General features: G+C 54.3%; 23 protein-coding genes. 17 read left to right on the top strand and 6 right to left on the bottom strand.

Annotation, left to right across the window (positions count from 1 at the left end; genetic code table 11):
- Window positions 1–117 precede the first annotated feature (117 nt).
- The 3 genes from HYU99_11345 (at window position 118) to HYU99_11355 (ending at window position 1138) form a co-directional block, all read left to right on the top strand.
- Window positions 118–534 (top strand): hypothetical protein, encoded by a 417-nt coding sequence (locus tag HYU99_11345; GenBank protein MBI2340939.1) that lies wholly within the window; start codon window positions 118–120, stop codon window positions 532–534.
- Between the two features lie 83 nt (window positions 535–617).
- The gene (locus tag HYU99_11350; GenBank protein ID MBI2340940.1) at window positions 618–848 is read left to right on the top strand and encodes an antitoxin, RHH family protein; all 231 of its coding nucleotides are present in this window, start codon (window positions 618–620) and stop codon (window positions 846–848) included.
- 11 nt (window positions 849–859) lie between these two features.
- Window positions 860–1138, top strand: coding sequence for a type II toxin-antitoxin system RelE/ParE family toxin (locus tag HYU99_11355; protein ID MBI2340941.1), 279 nt, complete (start codon window positions 860–862; stop codon window positions 1136–1138).
- A gap of 15 nt (window positions 1139–1153) precedes the next feature.
- Here HYU99_11355 and HYU99_11360 read toward each other — a convergent pair whose 3' ends face one another.
- Together HYU99_11360 and HYU99_11365 are read right to left on the bottom strand one after the other, a co-directional pair.
- A complete protein-coding gene (locus HYU99_11360; protein MBI2340942.1) occupies window positions 1154–1555 on the bottom strand; it encodes a type II toxin-antitoxin system VapC family toxin in 402 nt (133 codons plus the stop codon).
- Entirely contained in the window at window positions 1552–1782 is a 231-nt protein-coding gene (locus tag HYU99_11365) for a toxin-antitoxin system, antitoxin component (protein MBI2340943.1), read from the bottom strand. Before HYU99_11365 ends, HYU99_11360 begins: the two co-directional genes overlap by 4 nt.
- A 299-nt stretch (window positions 1783–2081) precedes the next feature.
- On the opposite strand from HYU99_11365, the gene HYU99_11370 reads away from it, so the two are divergent.
- The 8 genes from HYU99_11370 to HYU99_11405 all read left to right on the top strand — a co-directional run bounded on the left by HYU99_11370 (window position 2082) and on the right by HYU99_11405 (window position 10632).
- Window positions 2082–3671: a PLP-dependent aminotransferase family protein gene (locus HYU99_11370; protein ID MBI2340944.1), complete on the top strand. Its 1590-nt coding sequence runs from the start codon at window positions 2082–2084 to the stop codon at window positions 3669–3671.
- 317 nt (window positions 3672–3988) lie between these two features.
- Complete coding sequence (locus HYU99_11375; GenBank protein MBI2340945.1) at window positions 3989–4984, top strand: sulfate ABC transporter substrate-binding protein; 996 nt, start codon at window positions 3989–3991, stop codon at window positions 4982–4984.
- Complete coding sequence (cysT, locus tag HYU99_11380) at window positions 4981–5814, top strand: sulfate ABC transporter permease subunit CysT (GenBank protein MBI2340946.1); 834 nt, start codon at window positions 4981–4983, stop codon at window positions 5812–5814. Before HYU99_11375 ends, cysT begins: the two co-directional genes overlap by 4 nt.
- A gap of 2 nt (window positions 5815–5816) precedes the next feature.
- Window positions 5817–6668 (top strand): sulfate ABC transporter permease subunit CysW, encoded by an 852-nt coding sequence (gene cysW / locus HYU99_11385; GenBank protein MBI2340947.1) that lies wholly within the window; start codon window positions 5817–5819, stop codon window positions 6666–6668.
- On the top strand, window positions 6665–7699 hold the full coding sequence (locus tag HYU99_11390; protein ID MBI2340948.1) for an ABC transporter ATP-binding protein: 1035 nt from the start codon (window positions 6665–6667) through the stop codon (window positions 7697–7699). The genes cysW and HYU99_11390 overlap by 4 nt, the downstream gene beginning before the upstream one ends.
- A 109-nt stretch (window positions 7700–7808) precedes the next feature.
- Entirely contained in the window at window positions 7809–8936 is a 1128-nt protein-coding gene (locus HYU99_11395) for a hypothetical protein (protein MBI2340949.1), read from the top strand.
- A gap of 78 nt (window positions 8937–9014) precedes the next feature.
- On the top strand, window positions 9015–9635 hold the full coding sequence (locus HYU99_11400; protein ID MBI2340950.1) for a DUF47 domain-containing protein: 621 nt from the start codon (window positions 9015–9017) through the stop codon (window positions 9633–9635).
- Window positions 9628–10632 (top strand): inorganic phosphate transporter, encoded by a 1005-nt coding sequence (locus HYU99_11405; GenBank protein ID MBI2340951.1) that lies wholly within the window; start codon window positions 9628–9630, stop codon window positions 10630–10632. The genes HYU99_11400 and HYU99_11405 overlap by 8 nt, the downstream gene beginning before the upstream one ends.
- Before the next feature lies 1 nt (window position 10633).
- On the opposite strand, the gene mtgA is transcribed toward HYU99_11405, so the two are convergent.
- A complete protein-coding gene (mtgA, locus tag HYU99_11410; protein MBI2340952.1) occupies window positions 10634–11461 on the bottom strand; it encodes a monofunctional biosynthetic peptidoglycan transglycosylase in 828 nt (275 codons plus the stop codon).
- A 100-nt stretch (window positions 11462–11561) separates the two neighbouring features.
- Here mtgA and HYU99_11415 point away from each other — a divergent pair, with 100 nt between their 5' ends.
- Window positions 11562–13409, top strand: coding sequence for a serine/threonine protein kinase (locus HYU99_11415; GenBank protein MBI2340953.1), 1848 nt, complete (start codon window positions 11562–11564; stop codon window positions 13407–13409).
- A complete protein-coding gene (locus HYU99_11420) occupies window positions 13406–14302 on the top strand; it encodes a GGDEF domain-containing protein (protein MBI2340954.1) in 897 nt (298 codons plus the stop codon). The genes HYU99_11415 and HYU99_11420 overlap by 4 nt, the downstream gene beginning before the upstream one ends.
- A gap of 98 nt (window positions 14303–14400) precedes the next feature.
- On the opposite strand, the gene HYU99_11425 is transcribed toward HYU99_11420, so the two are convergent.
- Window positions 14401–14988 carry a response regulator gene (locus tag HYU99_11425; GenBank protein MBI2340955.1) on the bottom strand — a complete coding sequence of 196 codons (588 nt, stop codon included), beginning with the start codon at window positions 14986–14988 and terminating at the stop codon, window positions 14401–14403.
- A gap of 146 nt (window positions 14989–15134) precedes the next feature.
- Here HYU99_11425 and tilS point away from each other — a divergent pair, with 146 nt between their 5' ends.
- Window positions 15135–16166 (top strand): tRNA lysidine(34) synthetase TilS, encoded by a 1032-nt coding sequence (tilS, locus tag HYU99_11430; protein MBI2340956.1) that lies wholly within the window; start codon window positions 15135–15137, stop codon window positions 16164–16166.
- 198 nt (window positions 16167–16364) lie between these two features.
- Window positions 16365–17699 (top strand): hypothetical protein, encoded by a 1335-nt coding sequence (locus HYU99_11435; GenBank protein ID MBI2340957.1) that lies wholly within the window; start codon window positions 16365–16367, stop codon window positions 17697–17699.
- Here the strand turns inward: HYU99_11435 and HYU99_11440 are convergent, their stop codons facing one another.
- Together HYU99_11440 and HYU99_11445 are read right to left on the bottom strand one after the other, a co-directional pair.
- Window positions 17700–19535, bottom strand: a complete 1836-nt coding sequence (locus HYU99_11440; GenBank protein MBI2340958.1) for a hypothetical protein — start codon at window positions 19533–19535, stop codon at window positions 17700–17702.
- 156 nt (window positions 19536–19691) lie between these two features.
- On the bottom strand, window positions 19692–20996 hold the full coding sequence (locus HYU99_11445; GenBank protein ID MBI2340959.1) for a hypothetical protein: 1305 nt from the start codon (window positions 20994–20996) through the stop codon (window positions 19692–19694).
- A gap of 92 nt (window positions 20997–21088) precedes the next feature.
- Between HYU99_11445 and HYU99_11450 the strand changes: the two genes are divergently transcribed.
- Both HYU99_11450 and HYU99_11455 read left to right on the top strand, forming a co-directional pair.
- Window positions 21089–23065: an ATP-dependent metallopeptidase FtsH/Yme1/Tma family protein gene (locus tag HYU99_11450; GenBank protein ID MBI2340960.1), complete on the top strand. Its 1977-nt coding sequence runs from the start codon at window positions 21089–21091 to the stop codon at window positions 23063–23065.
- Between the two features lie 69 nt (window positions 23066–23134).
- The coding region (locus HYU99_11455) for a dihydropteroate synthase (GenBank protein ID MBI2340961.1) at window positions 23135–23530 on the top strand (396 nt) is incomplete at its 3' end.

The raw sequence follows: 23530 nt of genomic DNA on the forward strand, positions 1-23530 counted from the left end.
GCGTTTAACTTGCCAAGTAGAGGATTTTCTATTTTTAAAGTAGTAGCATGCATACTAAATTAGTATAATTTATAACATGATTTGTCAATCCCTCCAGGCGCACGGGCGTCGATATGGATGTGGAGAAAGAGTTGGCCGGGGAGGCTCAACAAACCGGTGGTTAAAGAGGTTCCCTGGTCTCGCGCATTGGTCTTGTTTGACGGTCCCAATGCATGGATTTTTGCGCCGAATCGGTTGCCGGAAGCGGTGGAGGCTGAAAATTTCGCGCGGAGAGCGGAAAGAGACCCGCCGATTACTAACATAAAAGTTGTCTATTCAGGGCCGCCGGAAGTAGCGCTGGAAAAGACGCAGGCGCAAGCGGGCCCGATCGATTATGCCCATCTTTTTAGAGAGATGGTCCATCAGGTGCTTTTCTATTGTCTGCCGGTGGACAGGGGAGGGGCCCCGTTTGGGGCGGTTCCGTCACTGACGGTTCCGTTGGCCTTTCCAACCCCGGCCTTCAACAGCGTTAGTTATTTCCCCATGCCGGTTTAACCCGGTTGACATCAGGCGTGTATTATATAATTACATTGATTCGGTTCATCACTTATGATACACTTGATCCGGTTTTTGATCTTATGCCGACCGATCTTCCAAGGCTGAATGTCGTTCTCGAAAAGCCGCTTCATCGGGCCTTGTCAAAGGCCGCGAAAAAGGCGGGGATGTCGCTCTCGCTCAAGGCCCGCAATCTGATTCGCGAGGCGCTTGAGCTGGAGGAAGACCTTTATTGGGAAAGCAGGGCCTCCGAGCGGTCAAAAACGTTCGATTCCAAAAAAGCCCTTTCCCACGAAGAGGTCTGGAACAGGTAAAACTCCCTTAAGTGGCCTTCAAAATCTCCTACCATCCCGACGTTTCCCGCATCGACATCAAGTCCATCGACAAAAAAATGCAAAGGAGGATTAAAACGGCCATCGAGATGCGCCTGGCGGCTGATCCATGGCGCTTTGGGGCGCCGCTTCACCGAAGTCTTAAAGGGTTTCGCAAGTTGAGGGTCGGAGATTACCGGGTGATTTACGATGTGGCGGGGGAGGAAGTGCGTATCTACGTCGTCGGAAACCGCAAGGAGGTCTATGGATCGGCCATGAGAGAGTGGCATTAAAGCAAAGGATGTCCCTCATGTCGTCCAATCTTCAAGTCTTAAGTTATTGATCCTTTGGAACTCTCCGGTGTTGTGCGTGACAAGTATGCCATCGTGGGCCATGACGGTGGAGGCAACGATCAAATCATTGGGTCCTATGGGCGTTCCCTTCGCTTCAAGGTGATGGCGAATATCCGCATAGATGTCGGCGGCCTTGGCGCAAAACGGAAGAACCTCGTATGGCAAAAGAAACCGGTGAATTGTTTCAAGGGCTTTTTCGTGGTTGTTGCTCTTTTTGGCGCCCAGAAGAAGTTCGGCCCAGACGATGGATGGAATCTTGATGTCTTCCGGAGTCAGCCGTTCCAATCTTTTTTTGATCGAGGGAAAACGCCCCCTGACAGAAAAGATGCAGACATTGGCGTCGAAGAAATAATTCATAACCTGGCCCTGCGGGCATCTCGACCGAATTTCAGTTGGGGGGGGCGTTTCAGGCGGGTGCCCTGCAAACTGCCGAACAGATCGAAATAGCCTTCCGGCCAGGAGCTTTTGAGGGCCTGGGTGAGGCGAAGCTTGACCCATCCGGAGATGGAAAAATGGCCGGCCCGGGCGGCCGATTCGATTTTTTTGAGTGTTTTGTCATCGATGTAGACATTTAACTGCGGCATTCTTTAATGATACCAAAGGTTCAGAAACAAAGCAAGTATACTTGTTATATATATGTGGAGTTGATTAATCGCTTCATTGTCTTTGCCGGCTCCGCTCCCACCTCGCTTTATACAGGCCATCAAGATTCATCTTTCTCTTCCCTGATTCAAATGCGTTAATATGTTTGTTTTCCCCCTTTTTCTTCTTGACAGTCCGCAGTCGCGTTTGATCTAGGAAGGCCTTTCCGGGGAGTCGTCGGTTGGGAGGGGGCAGGGCCGGTCAGTCACTCGCTTTACTTCAAAAATCAGGGAGAATAAAAATGTCCGATCGTCCTGAAGGATTACGGGATATTCCTGTACCCGAATACTGGCGCTATGAGCCCCCCGCGGTTACCCGACGAATGGCCAGCATGCTTGCCGAGCTGGAAGCGGCCGGATCGGCTGATGAAGTGGCTCATTTGGGCCCAGGATATCCAAGTCCCGCCGTCTCTTATCCCCTTGAAGACGACGCTCATTACGCCGCCTGGCTCGAATTTGAAACGAATCGCCGTGAAATGACCCTGTCGAAGTACTTGAGCAGTCTGCGGGCATACGGACCCACGGAAGGATGGCCTGATTTCCGCAAAAATTTTGCCCGCGTCTATGGGAATGATTTTGGAGGTCAAATGGAGCCGGAGGCGCTCATTCCAACCACGGGAGCCACCGGCGGCATCGATCTGATGGCGACCGCTGTCGCCCAATATGGCGAACCGGTGGCTGTGATTACCGACAGTCCCACCTATGCGGGAGTCACCGCCCGCCTCCAACGGGATCGCAATACAAGGATTTACAGCGTCGAAATGGATGAGGAGGGACCGATTCCCCATATGTTCGCCGAGGCAATCGATCGGGCCCGCCGGGATGGGCGTTTTGTCGCCTTCTACTATACGATTCCCGACGGCCATAATCCGGCCGGCATGTCGTTTTCCCGGGAAAGGCGCGATGAAATTTACCGAATCTGCCGGGAAAAAGACATTTTGCTTGTCGAAGACGCTCCCTACACCTACATCAGTTTCGAACCGGAGGGCAGACGGCCCAAGCCCTTTTTTGCAAACGATCCCGACGGGCGAGTCATTCATCTCTTTACGGCATCGAAGATATGGGAGCCGGGCATGAGGGTGGGTTACGCGCACGTTCCATCGCACATGATGACCGCGGACAGGCGAAGTTTGTCCCTGCGGCGTATTCTTTTGAGCATCGGGGGAAGCGCCTATTTATTTCTTAATCCCACGCCCTATGCCGTTTTTAATTCAATTCTGCATCGCAAAAAAGGCGACGATTCTTTTGAATTGTCCACCCTTTGGGATCGCGCTCGGAGGAAGGTCGAAATTTATGGGGAAAACCGGTCCATTCTTTTGAAAGGACTGGAACATTATTTTGGCGGGCATCGGGATATGATCGATTGGACTGTTCCGGGGGCCGGCTTTTTTGTCGTCGTCCGCTTTAAAGGCGCTCCTTTTATAACGGACATGGATTTTGTGGCTGATTTATTACAGCAAGACAAGGTAACCGCTATTCCGACGAACGATTTTTTTCCTCCCGACGCCAAAGAGAGAAATCCCGCGGTCAGCCACGGCGCCCTTCGGCTTTCTTTCAGCTTTACCCGTTCCGATGATCCGGATCTTCGCCGGGCGGAAATAGAAAGGGCTGTTAATCGGTTCGGCCCCGCAATTTTGCGCCGCCTGGGGCGTGGTGTCCCCCCCCCGATGGCGCCGACATTTGGTCCCGCAGGATCGGCCGATGGGTCAACATCCGTTTCCACCTTTGCCCTTGGCGCCGCATCGGCTGTTCTGACGGTTCCGTCACTGACGGTTCCTCTTGCCCTCCCGGCTCCGAGCGTTGGTTGTCTCCCTCTCCCCATGCCGGTTTAAGGGCACACCTTAAAACCCGTCTGCGAAAAATGCGGGAGATGTCGGCCTATTGACATTCAAAAACCGTTCATGTATTTGTGAAAAGCAATGCAGATAAAACCCGTTCAGATCGTTTCCTCCAAAAACAGCGCCTGCGGATGTTGCTGTATGTGTACACAGCCGGCTTTGCTTCGGATGAGCGGGTTTGCGGTCCTTAATCTCAATCGCTAATCCCTAAAATCATCAAGCATGCAGACCGGCCAAAAAGTTTCCGGAACGACGAATTTGTCTATTTTTCCAGGGAGAAAAAAATGATCGCTCGAATATTAAGCCCCCTGATGTTACCGTTTATTGCCGCATCCGGCATCATCGCCTGCACAAAACCCAATGTCCCCACGGTTACTCTTTTAAATGTTTCCTACGATCCGACACGCGAGCTCTATCGGGACTTTAACACCGCCTTCGCAAAAGACTGGGAGACAAAAAAGGGACAAAAAGTGGTCGTCAAACAATCCCACGGCGGATCGGGCAAACAGGCCCGGGCCGTTATTGATGGCCTTGAAGCCGATGTGGTCACGTTGGCGCTCGCCTACGATATCGACGCCATCGCGGAAAAGGGGAAGCTTTTGCCTCAAGATTGGCAGAGCTTTCTTCCGCACAACAGCGCCCCGTATACTTCCACCATCGTTTTTGTCGTCAAAAAAGGAAACCCAAAGGGCATTCACGATTGGGGGGATCTCGTCAAACCGGGAGTCGTGGTCATCACGCCGAACCCAAAAACATCCGGCGGGGCCCGCTGGAATTATCTGGCGGCGTGGGGTTATGCGCTGAAAAAGTATGGCAACGACGAGACAAAGGCAAAAGAGTTCGTCGCCCAACTCTACAAAAATGTGCCGGTGCTTGATTCGGGGGCGCGCGGTTCCACGACGACATTCGTGGAGCGAGGGATCGGCGATGTGCTCATCGCCTGGGAAAACGAGGCCTGGCTGGCGGTTGAGACGCTGGGGCAAAACCGCTTTGAAGTGATTGTTCCAAGTTTAAGCATTCAGGCGGAGCCGCCGGTTGCATTGATCGACAAAGTGGTGGATAAACGCCATACCCGGGAAGTGGCTTTAGGCTATCTGGAATATCTTTATTCCGAAGAGGGGCAAGAGATTGCGGCCAGGCATTATTTTCGGCCGAGGCTCCCTGCGGTTGCCGCCAAATATCCCGATCGATTTCTTAAACTGAATTTGTTCACAGTCGGCGAATTATTTGGGGGATGGAAAAAAGCCCACGCAACTCATTTTGCCGACGGCGGCGTCTTCGATCAGATTTACACAGGAGCCAAATGAAGCTCATCTGGAAACAAAAAAGCGTGATCCCCGGCTTTGGCCTCTCGCTGGGGTTCACCCTTTTTTACTTGGGCCTGATTGTTTTGCTCCCGATCTCCACCCTCTTTTTCAAGACGGGAGGGATGAGCGGAGCGGAGTTTGTGCAGGCGGCCGCCTCGCCGCGGATGATGGCCGCCTATCGGCTGACCTTCGGGGCATCCCTGACGGCCGCATCGATCAATGCCGTCTGCGGCCTTTTGGTCGCCTGGGTTCTGGTCCGGTACAATTTTTTGGGGAAACGGATTGTCGATGTCCTGGTCGACCTCCCCTTTGCCCTCCCGACGGCGGTGGCCGGCATTGCGCTGACGACAATTTACGCTCCCAACGGGATGATCGGCAAATGGCTGACTCCCTTGGGGGTCCAAACCGCCTTTTCTCCCCTGGGGATCGTCATTGCGCTGACCTTTATCAGCTTTCCGTTCGTGGTCCGAACCGTTCAGCCGGTTCTCAAGGATCTGGACATGGATATGGAAGAAGCCGCCGCCTGCATGGGGGCGGGACGTCTTAAGACATTCTTCTACATTATTTTTCCGGCCCTCTTGCCTGCTTTGACCACCGGATTTGCGCTGGCTTTTGCAAGGGCCCTGGGAGAATACGGGTCGGTCATTTTTATTGCGGGAAACATGCCGATGAAAACAGAAATCGTGCCGCTTCTCATCGTCACCAAACTGGAACAGTACGATGATACGGGGGCCACGGCGATTGCGGCGGTGATGCTCGCCATCTCATTTGTCCTTTTGCTTGCCATCAACGGGCTTCAGGGATGGGGTGAAAGGAGAAAGACAGCTTGACCATGTTGCGACGCGCCGTTTTGCCGACATCCGTTTATCCGGCGGTCATCTCCGAAAAAAAGGGGACTCGAACGGCTTTGACCGCTCTTGCCCTTGCGGTTGTCTTTGTCCTTTTGATTTTGCCCCTGGTCACCGTTTTTGCCGCCGCCTTTCGGGAAGGTTTTTGGGAATATGCCGGCGCGCTCTTTACTCCCGAAAATCTTTCAGCCATCCGGTTGACCCTGATCGTGGCCGTCATTTCAGTCCCGTTGAATGTCCTCTTCGGCATTGCGGCGGCCTGGGCGATTGCCAAGTTTGAATTTTCGGGAAAACGGCTTCTCATTTCGCTGATCGATTTGCCGTTTTCCGTTTCTCCCGTTGTTTCGGGATTGATCTTTGTCCTGTTGTTCGGCGTCCACGGGGTTTTCGGCCCCTTTCTGACCGCCCATGACATCCGGATCATCTTCGCCGTTCCGGGCATTATCCTGACGACCATTTTTGTGACCTTTCCCTTCGTGGCGCGCGAATTGATTCCGCTCATGCAAAGCCAGGGCAACGAGGAAGAGGAGGCTTCGCTTACCCTGGGGGCCAACGGCTGGCAGACCTTTCTTCTGATCACCCTGCCGAACATCCGCTGGGGGCTCCTTTTCGGCGTGATTTTATTGAATGCGCGGGCGATGGGGGAGTTTGGAGCGGTTTCGGTCGTCTCGGGGCATATTCGCGGACTGACGACAACCATGCCCCTTCAGGTTGAAATCCTGTATAACGAATACAATTTTGTTGGGGCGTTTGCCGTGGCCTCCCTCCTGGGAATGTTGGCGTTGGTGACGCTTGTCTTAAAGGCGTTGGTCGAATGGAAAGGAAAGGAAGAATGAGCATTCGCATCGAAAATCTGAAAAAATCGTTCAACGGATTCACCGCCGTGGACAATATCTCCTTTGTCGTCGAAAAAGGGGAGTTTGTCACCCTTCTGGGGCCTTCCGGTTCAGGCAAATCAACGGTCCTCCGTTGTATCGCGGGACTCGAAACCCCGACGTCGGGGCGGATCGAGGTGAAGGGGGAGGATGTGACCCGGGTGCCGGTTCAGGAGCGGAAAGTCGGTTTCGTGTTCCAGCACTTCGCCCTTTTCCGGAATATGAATGTGCTGGACAATATCTCCTTCGGACTGAAAGTCCGGGGCGTCAAAAAGGGGGACAGGCATGACCGCGCCCGAAGGCTTTTGGGGCTCGTCGGTCTGGAGGGGCTGGAAAAAAGGATGCCCTCCCAGCTTTCCGGCGGCCAGCGGCAGAGGGTTGCCCTGGCGCGCGCATTGGCGCCCGAACCGGAGCTTCTTCTTTTGGATGAACCTTTCGGGGCGCTCGACACGCGGCTCCGCAAAGAATTGAGGGGCTGGCTGAAGGAGCTTCACCGGCGGGTTCAGCTGACAACCCTTTTGGTGACGCACGATCAAGACGAGGCCTTCGAGCTCTCCGACCGGATTTTGGTGGTCAACCACGGGCGGGTCGAGCAAAACGCAAAGCCGCAGAATATTTTCAACGCGCCGGCCACAGAATTCGTCGCGGCCTTTGTGGGGGAGACCAACCGGATTGAGGGGGTGGTCGCGAGCGGGGAGGTGGCTTGGGGACATTTCCGTTTCAAGGCCGTGCATCTGCCGCAAGGGACAAAGGTCGCCGTTCTCTTTCGCCCCAACGATGTCTATGTAACCACCTACAAGGAACGCGGCGGGTGGCCGGGACGGATCACCGGCATCCGTTTTTTGGGGGCGACCGAGGTTCTTGAGATCGAAATGGACAACGGGGGCCGGGTCACGGCCCATGTCCCCAAGGGGGTGGCCGGCTTGAGCGGCTTTGTGCCGGGCAAGCAGGTGTTTGTTCTGATCGCCGGGGCGCATGTGTACGCCGTTTGACCTGATGAAAGCCATAATAACACCTGATTAAGATCATCTTGTGTTGTTACAGAAAAGTCACTAAACCCTCATCAAGACGTCATCTCGTTTGGAGAATCAAATGACAAATATGATGAAAAAAATCTGCTTCACGTTGTCGCTAATGAGCATCCTGTTTTTTACCCTGGCCTCCGGACTGCACGCGGATGAAGGCGAACAAAAAGAGAAACCCTTCACGATAAACTACAAGTTCGGCAAGGGACTGACCTTTGAATCGGCAAACGGGGATTATTCGCTCACCCTTTCCGCGCATATTCAGGGTCGGTTTACCTACGACGCCCTTGAGGCGGCGGCAGATGACAATACCTTTGCCATCCAGCGCGGCAAAATCCGGCTGGAAGGGAATGTCTTCGACAAGACGGTGAAATACGGGTTTCAAATGGATCTTTCCACCCGAACGGGGGGAACCGCAACGCTGGATGACTATTATATCGATTGGGCGCCGAACAGCTATTTCGGGCTCAAGTTCGGACAATATAAGGTTCCTTTTCTGGTGCAGGAATTGGTTGCCGATTCCAAACTTCAATTCGTCGATCGGGCCCTTTCCACCGGATTTTTCGATCTTCGCCGTGATATCGGCGCGACCATTCACGGGGATATCGTCAAAGATAAGGTCAACTATGCGGTTTTTGTTTTAAACGGCGACGGGGCAAATACCTTCAACACCAATCAGGGAATCATGGGGGGTGTTCGTCTCGAATATGCGATTTCCGGCGCCTACGACCGGTCCGAACCGGATGCCGATAATTCCGAAAGGCCGAATATCGGCGTCGGGGCGGCGTATGTTTTTCACGATTCCTTGAACAGCACGAGCTCCATGTCCCAGAGCGCCACCATTCCGGTCGGCACAAAATCGAGCCTGGCCACGGTTGACGTTGGCGTCAAATACCGCGGCTTCTCTTTCAGGGGGGCAGGGATGCTTACCCGGACGCACGAAGGGGCGCATGTCACAAACACCGGCTATAACGCACAGGCGGGTTATTTTATCATTCCCAAGAAATTTGAAATTGCGGTGGGACATGGGGCGGTTTTTTTCGACGACGCAACGCCGAATCAGTACGAGTATGTCGGCGGGCTCGACTATTTTATCAAGGGTTACCCTCTACGGATCCATGCCGATTACGGCTTGATCATGAACAACAGGGGCTTGAACCTGAACGATCAACGGATTCGGGCGCAGGTGCAGTTGATGCTTTAATCATTCACAACTTGCGCAGAATATTCTTTTTGTGTTGACGGCGACAAGAAGAATTCTTTATAACGGCCCCAAATAAAAATGTCCCTATTCCCGAAAACTACGGAATTTTTCGATCTCTTTGAAAAGGCGGCCAACAACGTTCTTGAAGGGGCGCGCCTGCTGGAGGATTTTTTCGCCGACCACAACCAACTCAACGTCAAGGTGAAAAAGCTGGAGGACACCGAGCATGCGGGCGACCAGATCACGCACGACACGATGGAACGGCTCAACAAGACCTTCGTCACGCCGCTTGACCGGGAAGACATCCACAGCCTCACAAGCACGCTGGACGACATCCTCGACATCATCTACGGCACCGCCAACCGGATGGTTTACTACAAGGTGCCCCCTCCCACCACCGACATGATCGCCGTTGTGAAAATTCTGGTCCGCGCCGTGGAAGAGGTGACCAAGGCGGTGCTTCGGCTCCGCAACGTGAAAAAACCGGAAATGATTCTGGCCCAGTGCATCGAGATTAATCGGCTGGAAAACGAGGCCGACGACGGCTTGAGGCGCGCCATTTCCAACCTTTTCGAGCGCGAAAAAGATCCCATCAAGCTCATCAAGGAAAAAGAGATCCTCGAAATGCTTGAGTCCGCCACCGACCGGTGCGAAGACGTCGCCAATGTCATCGAGGCCATCGTCCTGAAAAATGCCTGATTCCCATTCCCTCATCGTCATCGGCTTTGTCGTTTTTATCGCCCTCTCTTTCGATTTCATCAACGGCTTTCACGACGCGGCCAATTCGGTGGCGACCATCGTCTCCACGCGTGTTCTCTCGCCCCGCGCGGCGGTTGTCTGGGCCGCCTTTTTCAATTTTGCCGCCCTGTTTGTCTTCAAGGTTCATGTCGCCACAACCATCGGAAAGGGGGTGGTCGACCCCTCCGTCATGACGGTGGGGGTTGTCTTTGCCGGCCTGATGGGGGCCATCGTCTGGGATCTCTTAACCTGGTGGTGGAGGCTTCCAAGCTCCAGCTCCCATGCCCTCGTCGGTGGCTTTGTTGGGGCCGCCGTCACGAAGGCGGGTTTCGGTTCGCTCATCTCCGCCGGTCTTGTCAAAATTTTGTCTTTCATCGTCGTTTCCCCGCTGATGGGCCTTGTCATCGGTTTTCTCGCCATGAACCTGATCAACCTTTTCTTTCAAAACACGGCGCCCTCCAGGGTGGACAAGCACTTCCGCCGGCTTCAGCTCGTTTCGGCAAGCCTCTACAGCTTAGGCCACGGCGGCAACGACGCCCAAAAAACCATGGGGATCATCGCTGTTCTTCTGTTCACCAGTGGCCATTTGGGAGGGGAATTTCATGTGCCCTACTGGGTCATGGCCGCTTGCAACATCACCATTGCCTTGGGCACCATGTTCGGCGGCTGGAGAATTGTAAAAACCATGGGGATGAAAATCACCAAGCTTCAGCCTGTGGGGGGATTTGCCGCCGAAACCGCCGCCGCAACAACCCTCTTCATGGCGACCTTTGGGGGGATCCCCGTCAGCACCACGCACACCATCACGGGAGCCATCATGGGGGTCGGCGCCACGCGGCGCCTTTCGGCTGTCCGCTGGGGGGTGGTGAACTCCATCATCGCCGCCTGGATTCTGACCATTCCCGCCTCGGCGCTCGTGGCGGCGGCATGCTATTATCTTTTGGATCTTTTTTTCTGATTCAATAGTCATACAAAGGCGCCTCTTCGTCGGGCACATCCCCGTTCGGGATCGCCTCCATCGGCGGGGGTTCTTCATGTTTGCGGGAAGTCTTCTCGGCGGACGCCTCCTGCTCCTCGGTGGGAGGGGGGACATGCATTCTCTTTAAAATCCAGTTTGTCTTCCACGCAACCCGTTTTGAATTCCTTTTGGCCCCATAACGGACGGGGTTCGGCAGAATGGCCGAAAGAAAGGCGGACTCGGAGGGGCCAAGCGACCGGCAACCTTTGCCGAAATAATACCTTGCGGCCGCATCGGCCCCGTAAACCCCCGGCCCCCATTCGACGACGTTCAGATACAGCTCGAATATCCTCTGCTTTGTCAGCGTTTTTTCCATCTGCCAGGTGATGATCCATTCGCGAATCTTCCGGAGCGGATTCTTGTTCGGGGCCAGATAAAGATTCTTCACCAACTGCTGGGTGATGGTGGAGCCGCCGCGGGTGAATTTTTTGTCCCGCCAGTTCCGCCTGATCGATTCGCGGATCTGCTTCCAGTCGAAACCCTTGTGCTCGAAAAAGGCGTCGTCCTCGGAGATCAGAACGGCTTTCTTTAAATTTTGCGAGATTTGGGCATAGGGAACCCAGTGAATATCCAAAACAGGCTCTTCCCCCTTGTCTTTAATCTTGTCGAGATACCGTTCCATAAAGGCGGTTGTCTTCGGATTGTGATGACGGAGATATGAAACGTTCGGAAGGGAGATAAAAAAGAAGGCGATGAAAAGAGCCAGACCCACAATGACGTAGAGAAATAATTTGATGAGTTTCCAAAGGAGCCTGAACGGAAAGAACATCGGTTATATTTTCCACAAATTTCTTGTTTTAACCAGTCAAAATCATTAGATTTCGGCGAAGCCGTCCGCCATGCAGTAGTGGCGGATCGGCACCATACCTATGCCCGACGACCCGGCCAAACTAGGCGACTATCTCATCCTCGAGCGGATCGCCCACGGGGGGATGGCCCATATCTACAAGGCCAAAACGGTCGATCCCAACGGCATCGAACGGCTGGTGGTCATCAAACGGATCCTTCCGCATATCTCCTCCGATCCCGAATATGTCGAAATGCTGATCGACGAGGCCAAGATCGCCGTCCACTTTACACATGGCAATATCGCGCAGATCTACGACCTCGGCAAGGTCGGCGACGACTATTTCATCGTCATGGAATACGTGGACGGAAAAACGCTGGGGCAGATTGCCCGCGAGATGCGCGAGCGAAAAAGGCTTATTCCCCTGGAGGCGATTGCCTATTGCATGGCGGAGCTCTGCCGGGCGCTCGACTACATCCACCGGAAAAGGGGAGAGGACGGCAAACCGCTCGGAGTGGTCCACCGCGACATCTCGCCGCAAAACATCATCGTCTCCTATTCGGGCACGGTGAAACTGATCGACTTCGGCGTGGCCAAGGCGGAGGAAAAATCAAGCCACACCGAGTCGGGGGTGCTGAAGGGAAAATTCGCCTACATGTCTCCCGAACAGGCGGGAGGGGAGGGGGTCGACCGGCGGTCCGACATTTTTTCGGCGGGGATTCTCCTGTGGGAACTTTTGACGCAGGAACGCCTCTTCAAGCGAAAAACCAACATGGAGACGATCAAGGCGGTTCGGAAGGCGAAATTCGATCCCCCCTCCAAATATCGAAAGGATATCCCATCAGCGCTGGAAAAAATTCTGGACAAGGCGTTGGAACGGAAACCGTCCCGCCGCTACCAGAACGCCTCCGAAATGGCGGACGATCTTTTGCGCTTTCTCTTCTCTTATCGTCCCGACTTCAAGCCGCTGAATATCGCCGAATTTCTCTACCGCACTTTTGGGCCGGAGGCGGACGAAGAGGGGCTTCCGCCTGAACTTCCGGAACTGGCGATAAAAAGGGAAGAGAAAATGGCGCAAGAGGCGGAGGAAGGGGAGGAAAAAACGGAGGTCGACCGGATCGCCAACCTTTTGGCGCGTTTCAACATCAGGTCGCTTCTTCGCCGCCTCCGGCTTGTCTCCCTGCGCGCGTGGTTTTATACCGCCGGCGGAATTACAGGCATCATTCTTTTGGCGACTGCCGGCATTTTGATTTTCAGGCTCACCGCCGTTGGAACCTTGATTGTCAAGGTTGCGCCGTCCGATGCCCAACTCGCTCTCGACGGCAAGGAGGTCAAACCCCCGACCGACCCTTATGAACTGCGGCTCAAGTCGGGAAAGGCATTCGACCTGTCGGTGACGCACAACGGTTTTCTCCCCTTCGAGACGGTAGTGAGACTGGGGCGGCGCGAAACCCGCCATCTGGCGATAAACCTTGTGAAAGAGGTCCCTCCCTTTGGAAATCTTTTTGTTGCATCAACGCCGCCAGGCGCCGTCATCTATCTGGACGAATTGCAATGGAACCAAAAGACCCCCGCGGAGATTTCGGAACTGAAAAACGGCAAAGAATACCGCGTCGGCCTTTTTTTGGACGGCCATGAATTCAGGGAAGAGAAAGTGAAAATCAGGGGGGGGGAGACCGTTCGGCTGGATTTATCCCTGACCCCCATCTTCGGCTTGCTGGAAATTCTGTCGTCACCCGAGGGGGCAAATGTTATAATCGATGGCCAGGTGGTGGGAAAAACGCCGCATAAATTGGGCCGGCTTAAAGCCGACGAATCGATTGCATTTCGTGTAGAGCTGGAAGGATATGAACCTCAAGAAGGCGCCGTGGTTGTCGGGGCGGGCGAAAAAAAAGAGGCGAAGTTTGAATTAAAGGCGGTCAAACCATGAATAATCCGGAAAAAACCGAAATCCGCAAGCTGGATGAAATCAAGGTTGAAAGCGATAAAAAACCGCATCTGACCTTTTTGCTCGGGCCCCGGATGGGAGAGCTTCATGCGCTCGATAAAGAGGAGACAACCGTCGGGCGTTCGCCCGACTGCGGCCTCTGGATCGAAGACTCGACCATCTCCCGCCGCCATTTCAAAATCGAGGTGAAAAAGGGGATCGCCCGCATCATTGATCTCGGCTCCACCAACGGCACCTATGTCAACGGGGTGAAAATCGAGGTCCAGATCTTGAACGACAGCGACAAAATCCAGATTTCGAAGGAGACGATTCTGGAATTCGGCTACTTGGACGAGACCAGCCGGCTCTCCGAAAAAAAGCGCTACGAGATGGGGGTGATCGATCCCGCAACCGGCGTCTACAACAAGCGCTACCTGCTCGACCGTCTGCGGGAGGAGTTCTCGTTCGCGCGGCGAAAAAAACGCGACCTCTCGGTCATCATGTTCGATGTCGACCATTTCAAAAAAATCAACGACACATACGGCCATCTGGCGGGGGATCTCTGCCTCCAAAAACTGACGGGGCTGACGGCCAAATTGATCCGGACCGACGACATCTTTGCCCGCTACGGCGGCGAGGAATTCGTCATTTTAATGCGTGACACCAACGGACAAAACGCCGTCAATCTGGCTGAACGGATCAGGAAGGCGGTTTGCGCGCAAACCGTGGAATACGAGGGGAAACAGATCCCCATCACCATCTCCTGCGGCATCGCCTCGCTAAAAGAGGCCCATGAGGAATCTCAAGCCCTGGTTGCCGAGGCGGATAAATATTTGTACGCGTCGAAGGAAGGGGGAAGAAATCGTGTGACGGGGGAGTGTCTGCCGAACGGATGAGTACCCGAGTGCCCGGGTACCCGCGTGCCCGTGTCAACGCGGGCACTCTGGCACTCGGGCACTCGGGCACTCGGGCACTCGGGCACACAGGCACGCATTTAAGACACAAAATTCTTCAACATGTCTTTTATATTCCGGATTTCCTTTTCGATCACATGAAGTTGTTTGAAGTGTTTTTTCGACTGCGCCCATCCCTGCGAAGGGTTGTTGATCAGGGTGGTGATGGTCTTCAGATTGCGCGCCAGTAAATTGATGCCCGAAAACGGGGTGGGTCCCTCCGTGGCGGGTGGTTTGGTCTTCTTCGATTCAATGGTTTTTACGAGTGTTTGCGGAAGCGACTTGAGCGCCTCCCGGCTTTTGACGATGTAGTCGTCGGCCCCCATCTTCATGGCCGATACCGCCCGTTTCTGGTCGCTCTTCGAGGTCAGCACCACCACTGGCGCCCCATGCGCCATCCGTTTGACCAGAGGGACCCATTCTTCCGAAGAACCGGCGTCGGCAGTGCCGCCGTCGTCGTCGCACTCGGTTAAAATCAGATCGAACCGGCGGCTTTTAAGCAGTTTCCGCCCCACCTCGGCCGTTGCGGCGCGGATCACCCGAAACTTTACCGCCGATTCCGAGAGCGACTGGCGCAAGAGGTCATAGTGGTTGTCGTTGTGGTCGATAATGAGTAGATTTTTTTGCATGGACATGCGAAAACAAGGAGCCGTTGGGGGAAGATTAAATGAAGGGGGGGATTTTAGTCAAAGAAATTAAATGACACATCATGTCAATACTGGTTAAATATCGGATAGTTAAGACTACATTCCTCCATATTTCAAGAGGTTAAGCAATGATGATTGAAGTTGAAAAAAGCCCCGATTTTTTCGGCTTTGAAAAAGGTCTTCCGGTTGCCTGTCTGGTTTCCGGAGGGATCGATTCAATGGTCCTTTTGGAACTGCTCGCCCGAAAACAAAAAGAGGTCGCCAAGGACGCCGTCCCTTTTTTTCCTCTGACGGTGATTCACTTCAATCACCATTTGCGGGGGGCCGAATCGGACCGCGACGAACAGTTTGTCCAGGCGGAGGCCGCCAAACGGGGATTACCGGTTATCGTCCGCCATCTTCCCGTCAAAAAAGGAAGCGGCATCCAGAACCGCGCCCGCGAAATGCGTCTGAAGGCGGTCAAAAGCATTTCTGCGGAGACGGCCACCCGCTGTTTTTTTCTGGCCCATCAGGCGGACGATCAGGCGGAAACGGTGGTCATGCGCTATCTGCGCGGAGCAGGCCTCCGGGGCCTCAAGGGAATGGAAAGGGAGAGTCGGATCGAGGGAGGCATCCTGCTTGTCCGCCCCCTCCTTTTCACGCCGCGGAAGGCGATTGAGGCCTTTGCCCGCCGCGAAGGAGTTTCCTTTGTCACCGATTCGTCCAACAAAAAAAACAGATACTGGCGCAACCGCATCCGGCATCAACTCATTCCCGAACTCAAAAAGGGGTATCCGGAACTGCTCGAGACGGTATCGGACAATTGCCAAAGGTCGCAGGAGCAATTCCGTTTAGCCGCTTCGGAGGCAGAGGCCTTTTTGAAAACCTATATAGCTCCGGCCCTGTCGGTGGCTCCGGCCCTGCCGGGCCGAGGCGGCTTGCCGCGTGGCGGCTTGCCGGTCGGCCGCTATTTGAACCTTTCCCCCGAGGCCCGCTTTCTGGTTCTGGAAAAAAAGTTGCGCGAAGCCGGCTTCGGCAAAGAGGTGCAGAAACACCATATCGAGGAGATCGAGGCCCTCTTAATGAAGGGAAAAGGGCTTAAACGGGAATATGGCCCGGCTCTCTTTTGCGTGGATGAAGGGTTATTTGAATTTCGTTCCTCAATTTATCTCGATCAGTAATTTAAACAATAAATAAAATTACTTTCACTTATCCAGGCAACTTTTTCCAAGATCTGCCGATAATCCATTGGTCTTTTCACTTCATTAGTGCTAGCAAGGGGGCGGGAGCAGCTACTGCGTAGCGCATATATAAAGTGACGCTCTAAAACGCATGGATTGTGGGAAAAAGTGTCACTCTGCTTGCGCGTAGACAAGTAAATGAAACCATACTGGCTCCAGATTCTTTTTTTCCTTTGTCTTTTGTCCCTCTCCTTGCCGGCTGTGGCGGAAGAGGCCGGTTACACCTATTATTCCAGTTCGACCCACTTCGATTATTACACCGATGACACTTGGACGATGGACGACTCGTACGTCGAACAGATTGAAACGAGCCTCGAGGCCTCGTATGCCGCCTTTGTCGATCGCTACGGTTTTGACGCCCCCTACAACGGGGGGACCATCACTATCTATATTTCGGCCGATCCGATGATCGTGGGCACCGCCTACGCAAACGGCGTGATATGGCTGGGAACCGGCTTTGAAGGGGATGACTTTTACTATATCCCCGCCCATGAACTTTTTCACACCATTCAGTACCAGTATTTTACCACCGCAGACGACTATATTATGGAAGGGATGGCCCATTGGGCGGAGGATGTCGTCGACGCCGATTACGACGACCTCAATACCTACATGAATTACCCGAACTACTGGATTGAAGACCTCTGGGGAAACGGCGGCATCCGTCCATTTGCCATTTTCTGGCGTTATCTTTCGGAGCAGTTGGCAACGTTGCGATTCACTTCATTGCCGGCGTTCGGCACGCAGGCGATCCGTAAACTGCTGGAGGAGTTCAGGACCATCGAGGAGACCGAAGGCCGGTATGTCGACATGGGGGATATGGACACAATCCTTCCGAATTTAACCGGCGACACGGATATGACAATGGCCCGGTTTTACAAACAGTTTCTGGTGGCGCTCTACGCCAAAGACCTCGGCAATCCGTTTACAAACGGGGCGTCGGCGCCGGTTTCATATCCTTTGACAAAAGACGAACTTTTAAAGCACCTCCCTGGCGACGTCGTCTCCCCCTACGATTTTGTCGAGGACGAGGAGGCCGGTTATCCGGATCTGGTCCTTTATTCGGACGGCGATCTTCTTTCGCCCGATGTAAGTCTCTCCTACACCAACACGGGGGTCATCTATCACTCGTACTATTCCACCGACGGCTTTCAGTATTATGGAGATGCCGAACCGATCCGGATCGAAATCGATTCGGATGTTACGGCCGTGGAATTTGAACCGTCCGATATCGATGACAACATTTATTATGTCATGGTTGTTCAGTACCGCGGCAGGCGCGGCGGGGGGAAAAGAATCAGGGTGGTCGATTCGTTGACCGATGACGCAAGCGAGACGGTCCCGATTTATTCCTCCGATTATCCCTCGGACGATTTTAATGCAAAGTACCTGATTGTTTTCCCCTTCACCATGGATGACGACCCGTCGGATGAAACCGGCAACAACTTCGAGTTCACCGTCACCGGGCTTTAATCAATAGGCGATGCAGACCCCGGGACTCCCCGTGGAGCCGGGACAGACCTTGAGTGTTGCGGACTTCGCCTTTGTTCTGTCTGTGATTCCCTTCACAATAATGAAGCCGGGGAGAAGTTTGGATCCTGCAATAAACTTGAAGCGCAGAGTGGAAGTGGGAAGGGAGAAGGCCGCCGGATTTGTTATATCGACCCAATACCAGAAGTTGGTTGACAGGGTTGACGGATCGATGACATCGCCCAAGCCGTCGTTGTCGTCGTCGGTATCGCAGGTATCCCCTTTTCCGTCCGAGTCGGTATCGGTTTGATCCGCATTGGCAATGTTGGGGCAGTTGTCGCCGATGGGTGACTTGACATAACTGACTTGCTGGCAACCGACATACGAATCCGCCGAATCACCGATGTTGTCGCCGTCTTTGTCGGCATACCAGGTGTCGGTCACCCCCTCATCCGCGCTCCCATCGCAGTCGTCGTCGACGCCATTACAAGTCTCTGTTGCCGCTGTCTTGGGTGTGCAACTATCCACCTCTGCTCCGCCGACGCAAGTTTTGTTCCCGGTTGCCGCGCATGCGCCAACACCGCAGGTGGTTGCAACATCCAGGCCCTCATCTGTCGACCCATCGCAGTCGTTGTCGATGCCGTCGCAGGTCTCGGTGGAAGCTGTTCCCGCTGTACAGCTGGTCCCCTCCACTCCGCCGACGCAGGTTTTGCTCCCGGTTGCCGCACAGGCCCCCGCACCGCAAGTGGTTGACGTTGTCGCATAGCCTTCATCGGCGGTTCCGCTACAATTGTTATCCACTCCATCACAAGAGGTGTCACTCGCCGAGGGGTTGATTGCCTTGTTTGTATCGTCGCAATCCGTATTGTCGGTGATATAATCTGTGGGTTGCGAGCAGGCCTTGTCGCTTTTTGCGCTGTCCCCGTAGCCGTCGCCGTCGGCATCGGCGTAGTAGGTCGCCGCCGTGGATCCATCATTACACTCGCTGACGCAGAGGCCGGTGCCGTCACCGTCCGGATCGTCGCAAAAGTATCCCCCGCCGGTGTCGCAATCCGAATCCACCGCGCATTCCTGTTCGCAGACGCCGTCTGCGTTGCACGTCTCCCCGTCAGCGCAGTCGAACTGGCCGGTGTAGATTTTTTCAATGTCGTCGGCGGTCAGCGCGGAATCGAAAAGATAGACCTCATCTATGGCGCCGGTGAAATAATATCTTTTATAACTGATGCTATTACCGATCCAGATAAGCGTTGGGTTTTTTGAGCTTGTCTCTGTCTTACTCGCCACCCACGCTCCATTTTTATAAAGAGACGAGCTTGTCGGTTCTATCACCACCGCGATATTTTGCCATACATTTAATATGTCCGTGTCATAAACTTTGGGTTCCGAAGCGCTGAATACACCATAATCCCACTCGTCTTTGTAAACTTTGCTATAGGCAAGCATAAAGCCTTCTCCTGACAGGCCAGAAATTCCAGTATCCACCGCCGCTTGCGGCTCCCGCCCGTTAGAGGTCACCGTCGGCTTCGCCCAGGCCACAATCGTTAACCCGGTACTGGTCGTATCCCAGCCGGCCAGAGTTCCCGTGTAGATATAACCGCTCGTGCCGTCGAAGGTGTATCCCCCATTGCTATAACCGGCCGTTGAGTCATAAGTGGCGCCGCCGCTGACGGTTCCGCTGTTGCCATTGCCGGAATCATCCTGCGTGGGCGAACTGGCGTCATCGAAGGAAAAATAGACCACGGCGCCATAGCTTCGATCGCAGGTTTCCCCCGTTGCAAGGGCCTGTTGCGACAGCGCTGAAAACAAGACGATGGATGTTGTCATTAAAATTTTTTTCATGGAATCTCCCCCCGTTTGGATAAGCAAATCTCGTGCCAAATTTTACGAAAAAGTATTTTTTACAACCTATTGAAATAACTTGGTTTGATTAGGGAGAGAAACGAATGAAACCCCGAAAAATCGGTTTTTTTCTCAATTTGGGAAAGGCGATGTCAGTTATTTGACGATATACGATGGGATTTGTTTGGCGTCGTCCCCCGCCTGTTGTAACGAGGCGGCGACTTGTCCATAGGCGTCAAAGGCGGTCATGAGCCCTTCATTGATAATGCCGGGGAGAAGATCCATGACGGTGTTAAAAATATTTTTCATCACACCGGAGAATTCGATGTAACTGACAAAAGAGGTCTTCGTTTTGTTGTCTCCCAGCGGTTGAAGGGTAAAAAGGCCGAACATCCGGCCGGGCTCTATTTCTCCCAGGGGCCTCAAGAAGAATCCCTTTTTTTGTTTCAGGCCCTCTTTTGTCTGATCCCGCTCCCGTTGATAAGAGGCCCATTGGAGGTCGGAAAGACCGAAGTCCGCCCGGTCGTTTTCGTGAATTTGTTCGTAGGGGACGTACACAATTCCGTCCCTTTCCACGCGGTAGAGCCTCTGAAAACTCTCAAAGTATAAAACCTTTCCGTCAAGAAGCTGGTAGATATCGGCATAGGGGGCGTCGTTGACCTTTGGATCATATCCGGTGGAAAGGAGGACAACCGCCAGAACCTGCGGATGGACCCCGACGAGAAGATTCTGTCTTTTCTGAACCAGTTCGGCGATGATGTCCGGCGAGGCCGAGACATCGCCGAAAACATAGGGGAGAAAAAGGGAGCCCTCTTTCTTGAGGCGGATTTCCTCGCAGGTATACTCTTCCCCGCACGGTTTGCTCTTTGTTCCTTTCCAGAAATCGTCCCCTTCGCGTTGTATCCTGTTTAAAACGTCCTGGCCCCGTTTGTCGTGCAGGACAATCCAGTCAGCCGCACCGCCGCCAATCGATAAATTGGGAACCGGCTCCGGATTGAGAATGGGCGGCCCTTTGAGGCGTTCGGTCGGATAAGCGGGGTTGTCATCACGAATAAGCCTCTCTTTGAGCCCCCGCGGCCAGAGATAATAGAGGCTCCACAGGTAACCGAGGGCCGCCGCCTCCCTCCCTGTGCAATCCTCCCAGTCAAACTCCGGAACCTCTTCAAGAAAATCCATGCTGGTATAGACATCCCGGCCAAACAACGGATTGATCCGCACCAAATCATCAACGGCGCTGAAAATAAATTTGTCGGATCGGCTGTCCCATGCCTCCGGGTGGAAGCGGAGATAGTTGCTCAACTCCAAAACGGCCTCGGGGTCGGCGCCGTCGGGATCGTTGTCGAGAATCGTGGTGAATGTTTCTTCGAACTCCCGGCCCCGGTCCCCGTCGTAAAACAGTTGATCGTCCGGGTCCGTGGAAACGGCCCTCAATGTCTCAAAAAAATAAGCGACGGAGTCCATGGCCGGTTTTCTCTCCATAACGCCGAATTACGTATTGATTAATTGCGGGTTATTCGCTTAACATATATAAAGGATTTAAAAAAGGGGGTATTCTGAAACAATCTCAAAAAACTCTCGCCCTGTGGATAATTATTGTCCTATTGGCCATTTCGGCGGTCCATTTTTTCAACACCAAGCCAACCCTTAGAAAACCAATCACTTTCAGCGAATTTTTGCAGGCGGTGAAGGCCAATCAGGTGGAGGAGCTGACGATCCAGGGGGAAGAATACATCGGCAAATACAAGGAAGAAGTCAATGAAGGGGCCGGTAGCACCGGTGGCGCCGGTAGCACCGGTGGCGGTTATTTTTCGACGGTTGGCCCGCTTGGGAGTGAAAAGGCCCTCGAACTGATTACGGCAAGCTCCGCCAAGGTCGAGTTTAAAAAAGAGGCGGAAACCCCCATATGGCAACAACTCCTTTTCTCCTGGCTCCCGATGATTCTTCTCTTTGTCTTTTTCTTTTTCTTCATGCGGCAGATCCAGATCGGCGGCGGGAAGGCGATGTCGTTTGGAAAATCCAAGGCGCGCCTTCTGACGGAAAATCAAAAGAAGGTCACCTTCGCCGACGTGGCGGGGATCGACGAGGCGAAGGAAGAACTCCACGAAATCATCGAATTCCTGAAGGAGCCGCACAAATTCACCAAACTGGGGGGGCGTATTCCGAAAGGCGTTCTCCTCATGGGGCCTCCGGGGACGGGAAAGACTCTGCTGGCCCGGGCGATCGCGGGGGAGGCGGGGGTTCCCTTCTTTAGTATTTCGGGTTCCGACTTCGTCGAAATGTTCGTCGGCGTCGGCGCGTCGCGCGTGCGGGATCTGTTTGAGCAGGGGAAGAAAAACGCCCCCTGCATTATTTTTATCGACGAAATCGATGCCGTCGGCAGGCATCGCGGGGCGGGGCTGGGCGGCGGGCACGACGAACGCGAACAGACCCTTAATCAACTGCTTGTCGAAATGGACGGCTTTGAAAGCAGTGAAGGGGTCATTCTGATTGCCGCCACCAACCGGCCGGATGTCCTCGATCCTGCGTTACTGCGCCCCGGGCGTTTCGACCGCCGCGTCGTTGTTCCACGTCCCGATTTGCGCGGCAGAGAGGCGATTTTGCGCATCCATGTCCGGAAAGTGCCCCTCTCGCCGGATGTCGACTTGGTGTCGCTGGGGCGGGGGACCCCCGGCTTCTGCGGCGCCGACCTTGAAAATCTTGTCAACGAGGCGGCCCTTCACGCCGCCCGGTTCAACCAAAAAGTGGTGAACATGGTCGACTTTGAGCTTGCCAAGGACAAAGTTCTGATGGGTTCCGAGCGGCGAAGCATGATTATCAGCGACGAAGAAAAGAAGACCACCGCCTATCACGAGGCGGGCCACACGCTGGTGGCCAAGCTGATCCCCGGCACCGATCCGGTTCACAAGGTGACCATCATCCCGCGCGGGATGGCGCTGGGGGTCACGCAACAGCTCCCCGAAAAAGACAAATACATGCAGTCGAAAAAGCAGGCGGAGGACATGATCGCCATTTTAATGGGAGGGCGGTGCGCGGAGGAGGTGATTTTCGCCGAACAGACATCGGGGGCCGGAAACGACCTTGAAAAGGCCACCGATATCGGCCGCCGAATGGTCTGCGAGTGGGGAATGTCCGACCGTCTCGGGCCATTGACCTTCGGGAAAAAAGAGGAGCAGATTTTTCTTGGCCGGGAGATCGCCCAGCATCAGGACTACAGCGAATCGACGGCGGTGGTCATCGATGACGAGGTGAAAAAAATCGTCATGACCAACTACGAACGGGCCAAAAAACTTTTGGCCGACAATCTTGAAAAACTTCACCTTCTGGCGCAGGCCCTTCTGGAACAGGAATCGCTGGATGGCGACCAGATCGACCGCGTGATCCGCGGCGAAAAACTTCCGCCGCTTTCCAAGCCGGCGCCGCCGGCAGGGCCGGTGCCGGTCGCGGCCATTGAGCAAAAGGCCCCCACTGCTGTCAAGGAAAAATCGCCGGCGCCCGGCATCCATCCCGCGCCACAGCCGGGAAAAGCTTAAATGCAGGCCCCCAAAATAATGGCCATCCTCAACTGCACCCCCGATTCGTTTTCGGACGGCTGGATGCGAATGGGAACGGGTGACGCCGGAGGGAGGGTTCCCGATCGCGCCGCAGGCGGAGATGTGGCGTATGACTGGTCCCGCCGCGACATTCCAAATCGAGCAAGCCACAGCGACGCCGAGGACGAGCGGGAAACCCGCAGGCGGCAGGACCCGTTCCCATTGCTATTGGATCGTGCCTTTCAAATGATCGCCGAGGGCGCCGACATCCTCGATATCGGCGGCGAATCGAGCAGGCCGGGGGCGACGCCCGTAGAAACAGATGAGGAGCTCCGAAGGGTCATTCCGGTCATCGAGGTCATCCGGCAACAATCGGACATTCCGATCTCCATCGACACCACAAAGGCCCGCGTGGCCCTCGAGGCGGTTTCCGCCGGCGCCTCCATGATCAACGATATAAGCGCC

Source organism: Deltaproteobacteria bacterium (assembly GCA_016183175.1).
GTDB lineage: Bacteria > UBA10199 > UBA10199 > UBA10199 > SBBF01 > JACPFC01.

Coding starts and splice junctions, on each gene's coding strand:
- tilS (MBI2340956.1), top strand. CDS start 15,135: ATGATGATTGAAGTTGAAAAAAGCCCCGATTTTTTCGGCTTTGAAAAA.
- HYU99_11360 (MBI2340942.1), bottom strand. CDS start 1,555: ATGAATTATTTCTTCGACGCCAATGTCTGCATCTTTTCTGTCAGGGGG.
- cysT (MBI2340946.1), top strand. CDS start 4,981: ATGAAGCTCATCTGGAAACAAAAAAGCGTGATCCCCGGCTTTGGCCTC.
- HYU99_11390 (MBI2340948.1), top strand. CDS start 6,665: ATGAGCATTCGCATCGAAAATCTGAAAAAATCGTTCAACGGATTCACC.
- HYU99_11350 (MBI2340940.1), top strand. CDS start 618: ATGCCGACCGATCTTCCAAGGCTGAATGTCGTTCTCGAAAAGCCGCTT.
- HYU99_11405 (MBI2340951.1), top strand. CDS start 9,628: ATGCCTGATTCCCATTCCCTCATCGTCATCGGCTTTGTCGTTTTTATC.
- mtgA (MBI2340952.1), bottom strand. CDS start 11,461: ATGTTCTTTCCGTTCAGGCTCCTTTGGAAACTCATCAAATTATTTCTC.
- HYU99_11445 (MBI2340959.1), bottom strand. CDS start 20,996: ATGGACTCCGTCGCTTATTTTTTTGAGACATTGAGGGCCGTTTCCACG.
- HYU99_11415 (MBI2340953.1), top strand. CDS start 11,562: ATGCCCGACGACCCGGCCAAACTAGGCGACTATCTCATCCTCGAGCGG.
- HYU99_11440 (MBI2340958.1), bottom strand. CDS start 19,535: ATGAAAAAAATTTTAATGACAACATCCATCGTCTTGTTTTCAGCGCTG.
- HYU99_11365 (MBI2340943.1), bottom strand. CDS start 1,782: ATGCCGCAGTTAAATGTCTACATCGATGACAAAACACTCAAAAAAATC.
- HYU99_11345 (MBI2340939.1), top strand. CDS start 118: ATGTGGAGAAAGAGTTGGCCGGGGAGGCTCAACAAACCGGTGGTTAAA.
- HYU99_11425 (MBI2340955.1), bottom strand. CDS start 14,988: ATGCAAAAAAATCTACTCATTATCGACCACAACGACAACCACTATGAC.
- HYU99_11435 (MBI2340957.1), top strand. CDS start 16,365: ATGAAACCATACTGGCTCCAGATTCTTTTTTTCCTTTGTCTTTTGTCC.
- HYU99_11370 (MBI2340944.1), top strand. CDS start 2,082: ATGTCCGATCGTCCTGAAGGATTACGGGATATTCCTGTACCCGAATAC.
- HYU99_11375 (MBI2340945.1), top strand. CDS start 3,989: ATGTTACCGTTTATTGCCGCATCCGGCATCATCGCCTGCACAAAACCC.
- HYU99_11400 (MBI2340950.1), top strand. CDS start 9,015: ATGTCCCTATTCCCGAAAACTACGGAATTTTTCGATCTCTTTGAAAAG.
- HYU99_11395 (MBI2340949.1), top strand. CDS start 7,809: ATGATGAAAAAAATCTGCTTCACGTTGTCGCTAATGAGCATCCTGTTT.
- HYU99_11420 (MBI2340954.1), top strand. CDS start 13,406: ATGAATAATCCGGAAAAAACCGAAATCCGCAAGCTGGATGAAATCAAG.
- cysW (MBI2340947.1), top strand. CDS start 5,817: ATGTTGCGACGCGCCGTTTTGCCGACATCCGTTTATCCGGCGGTCATC.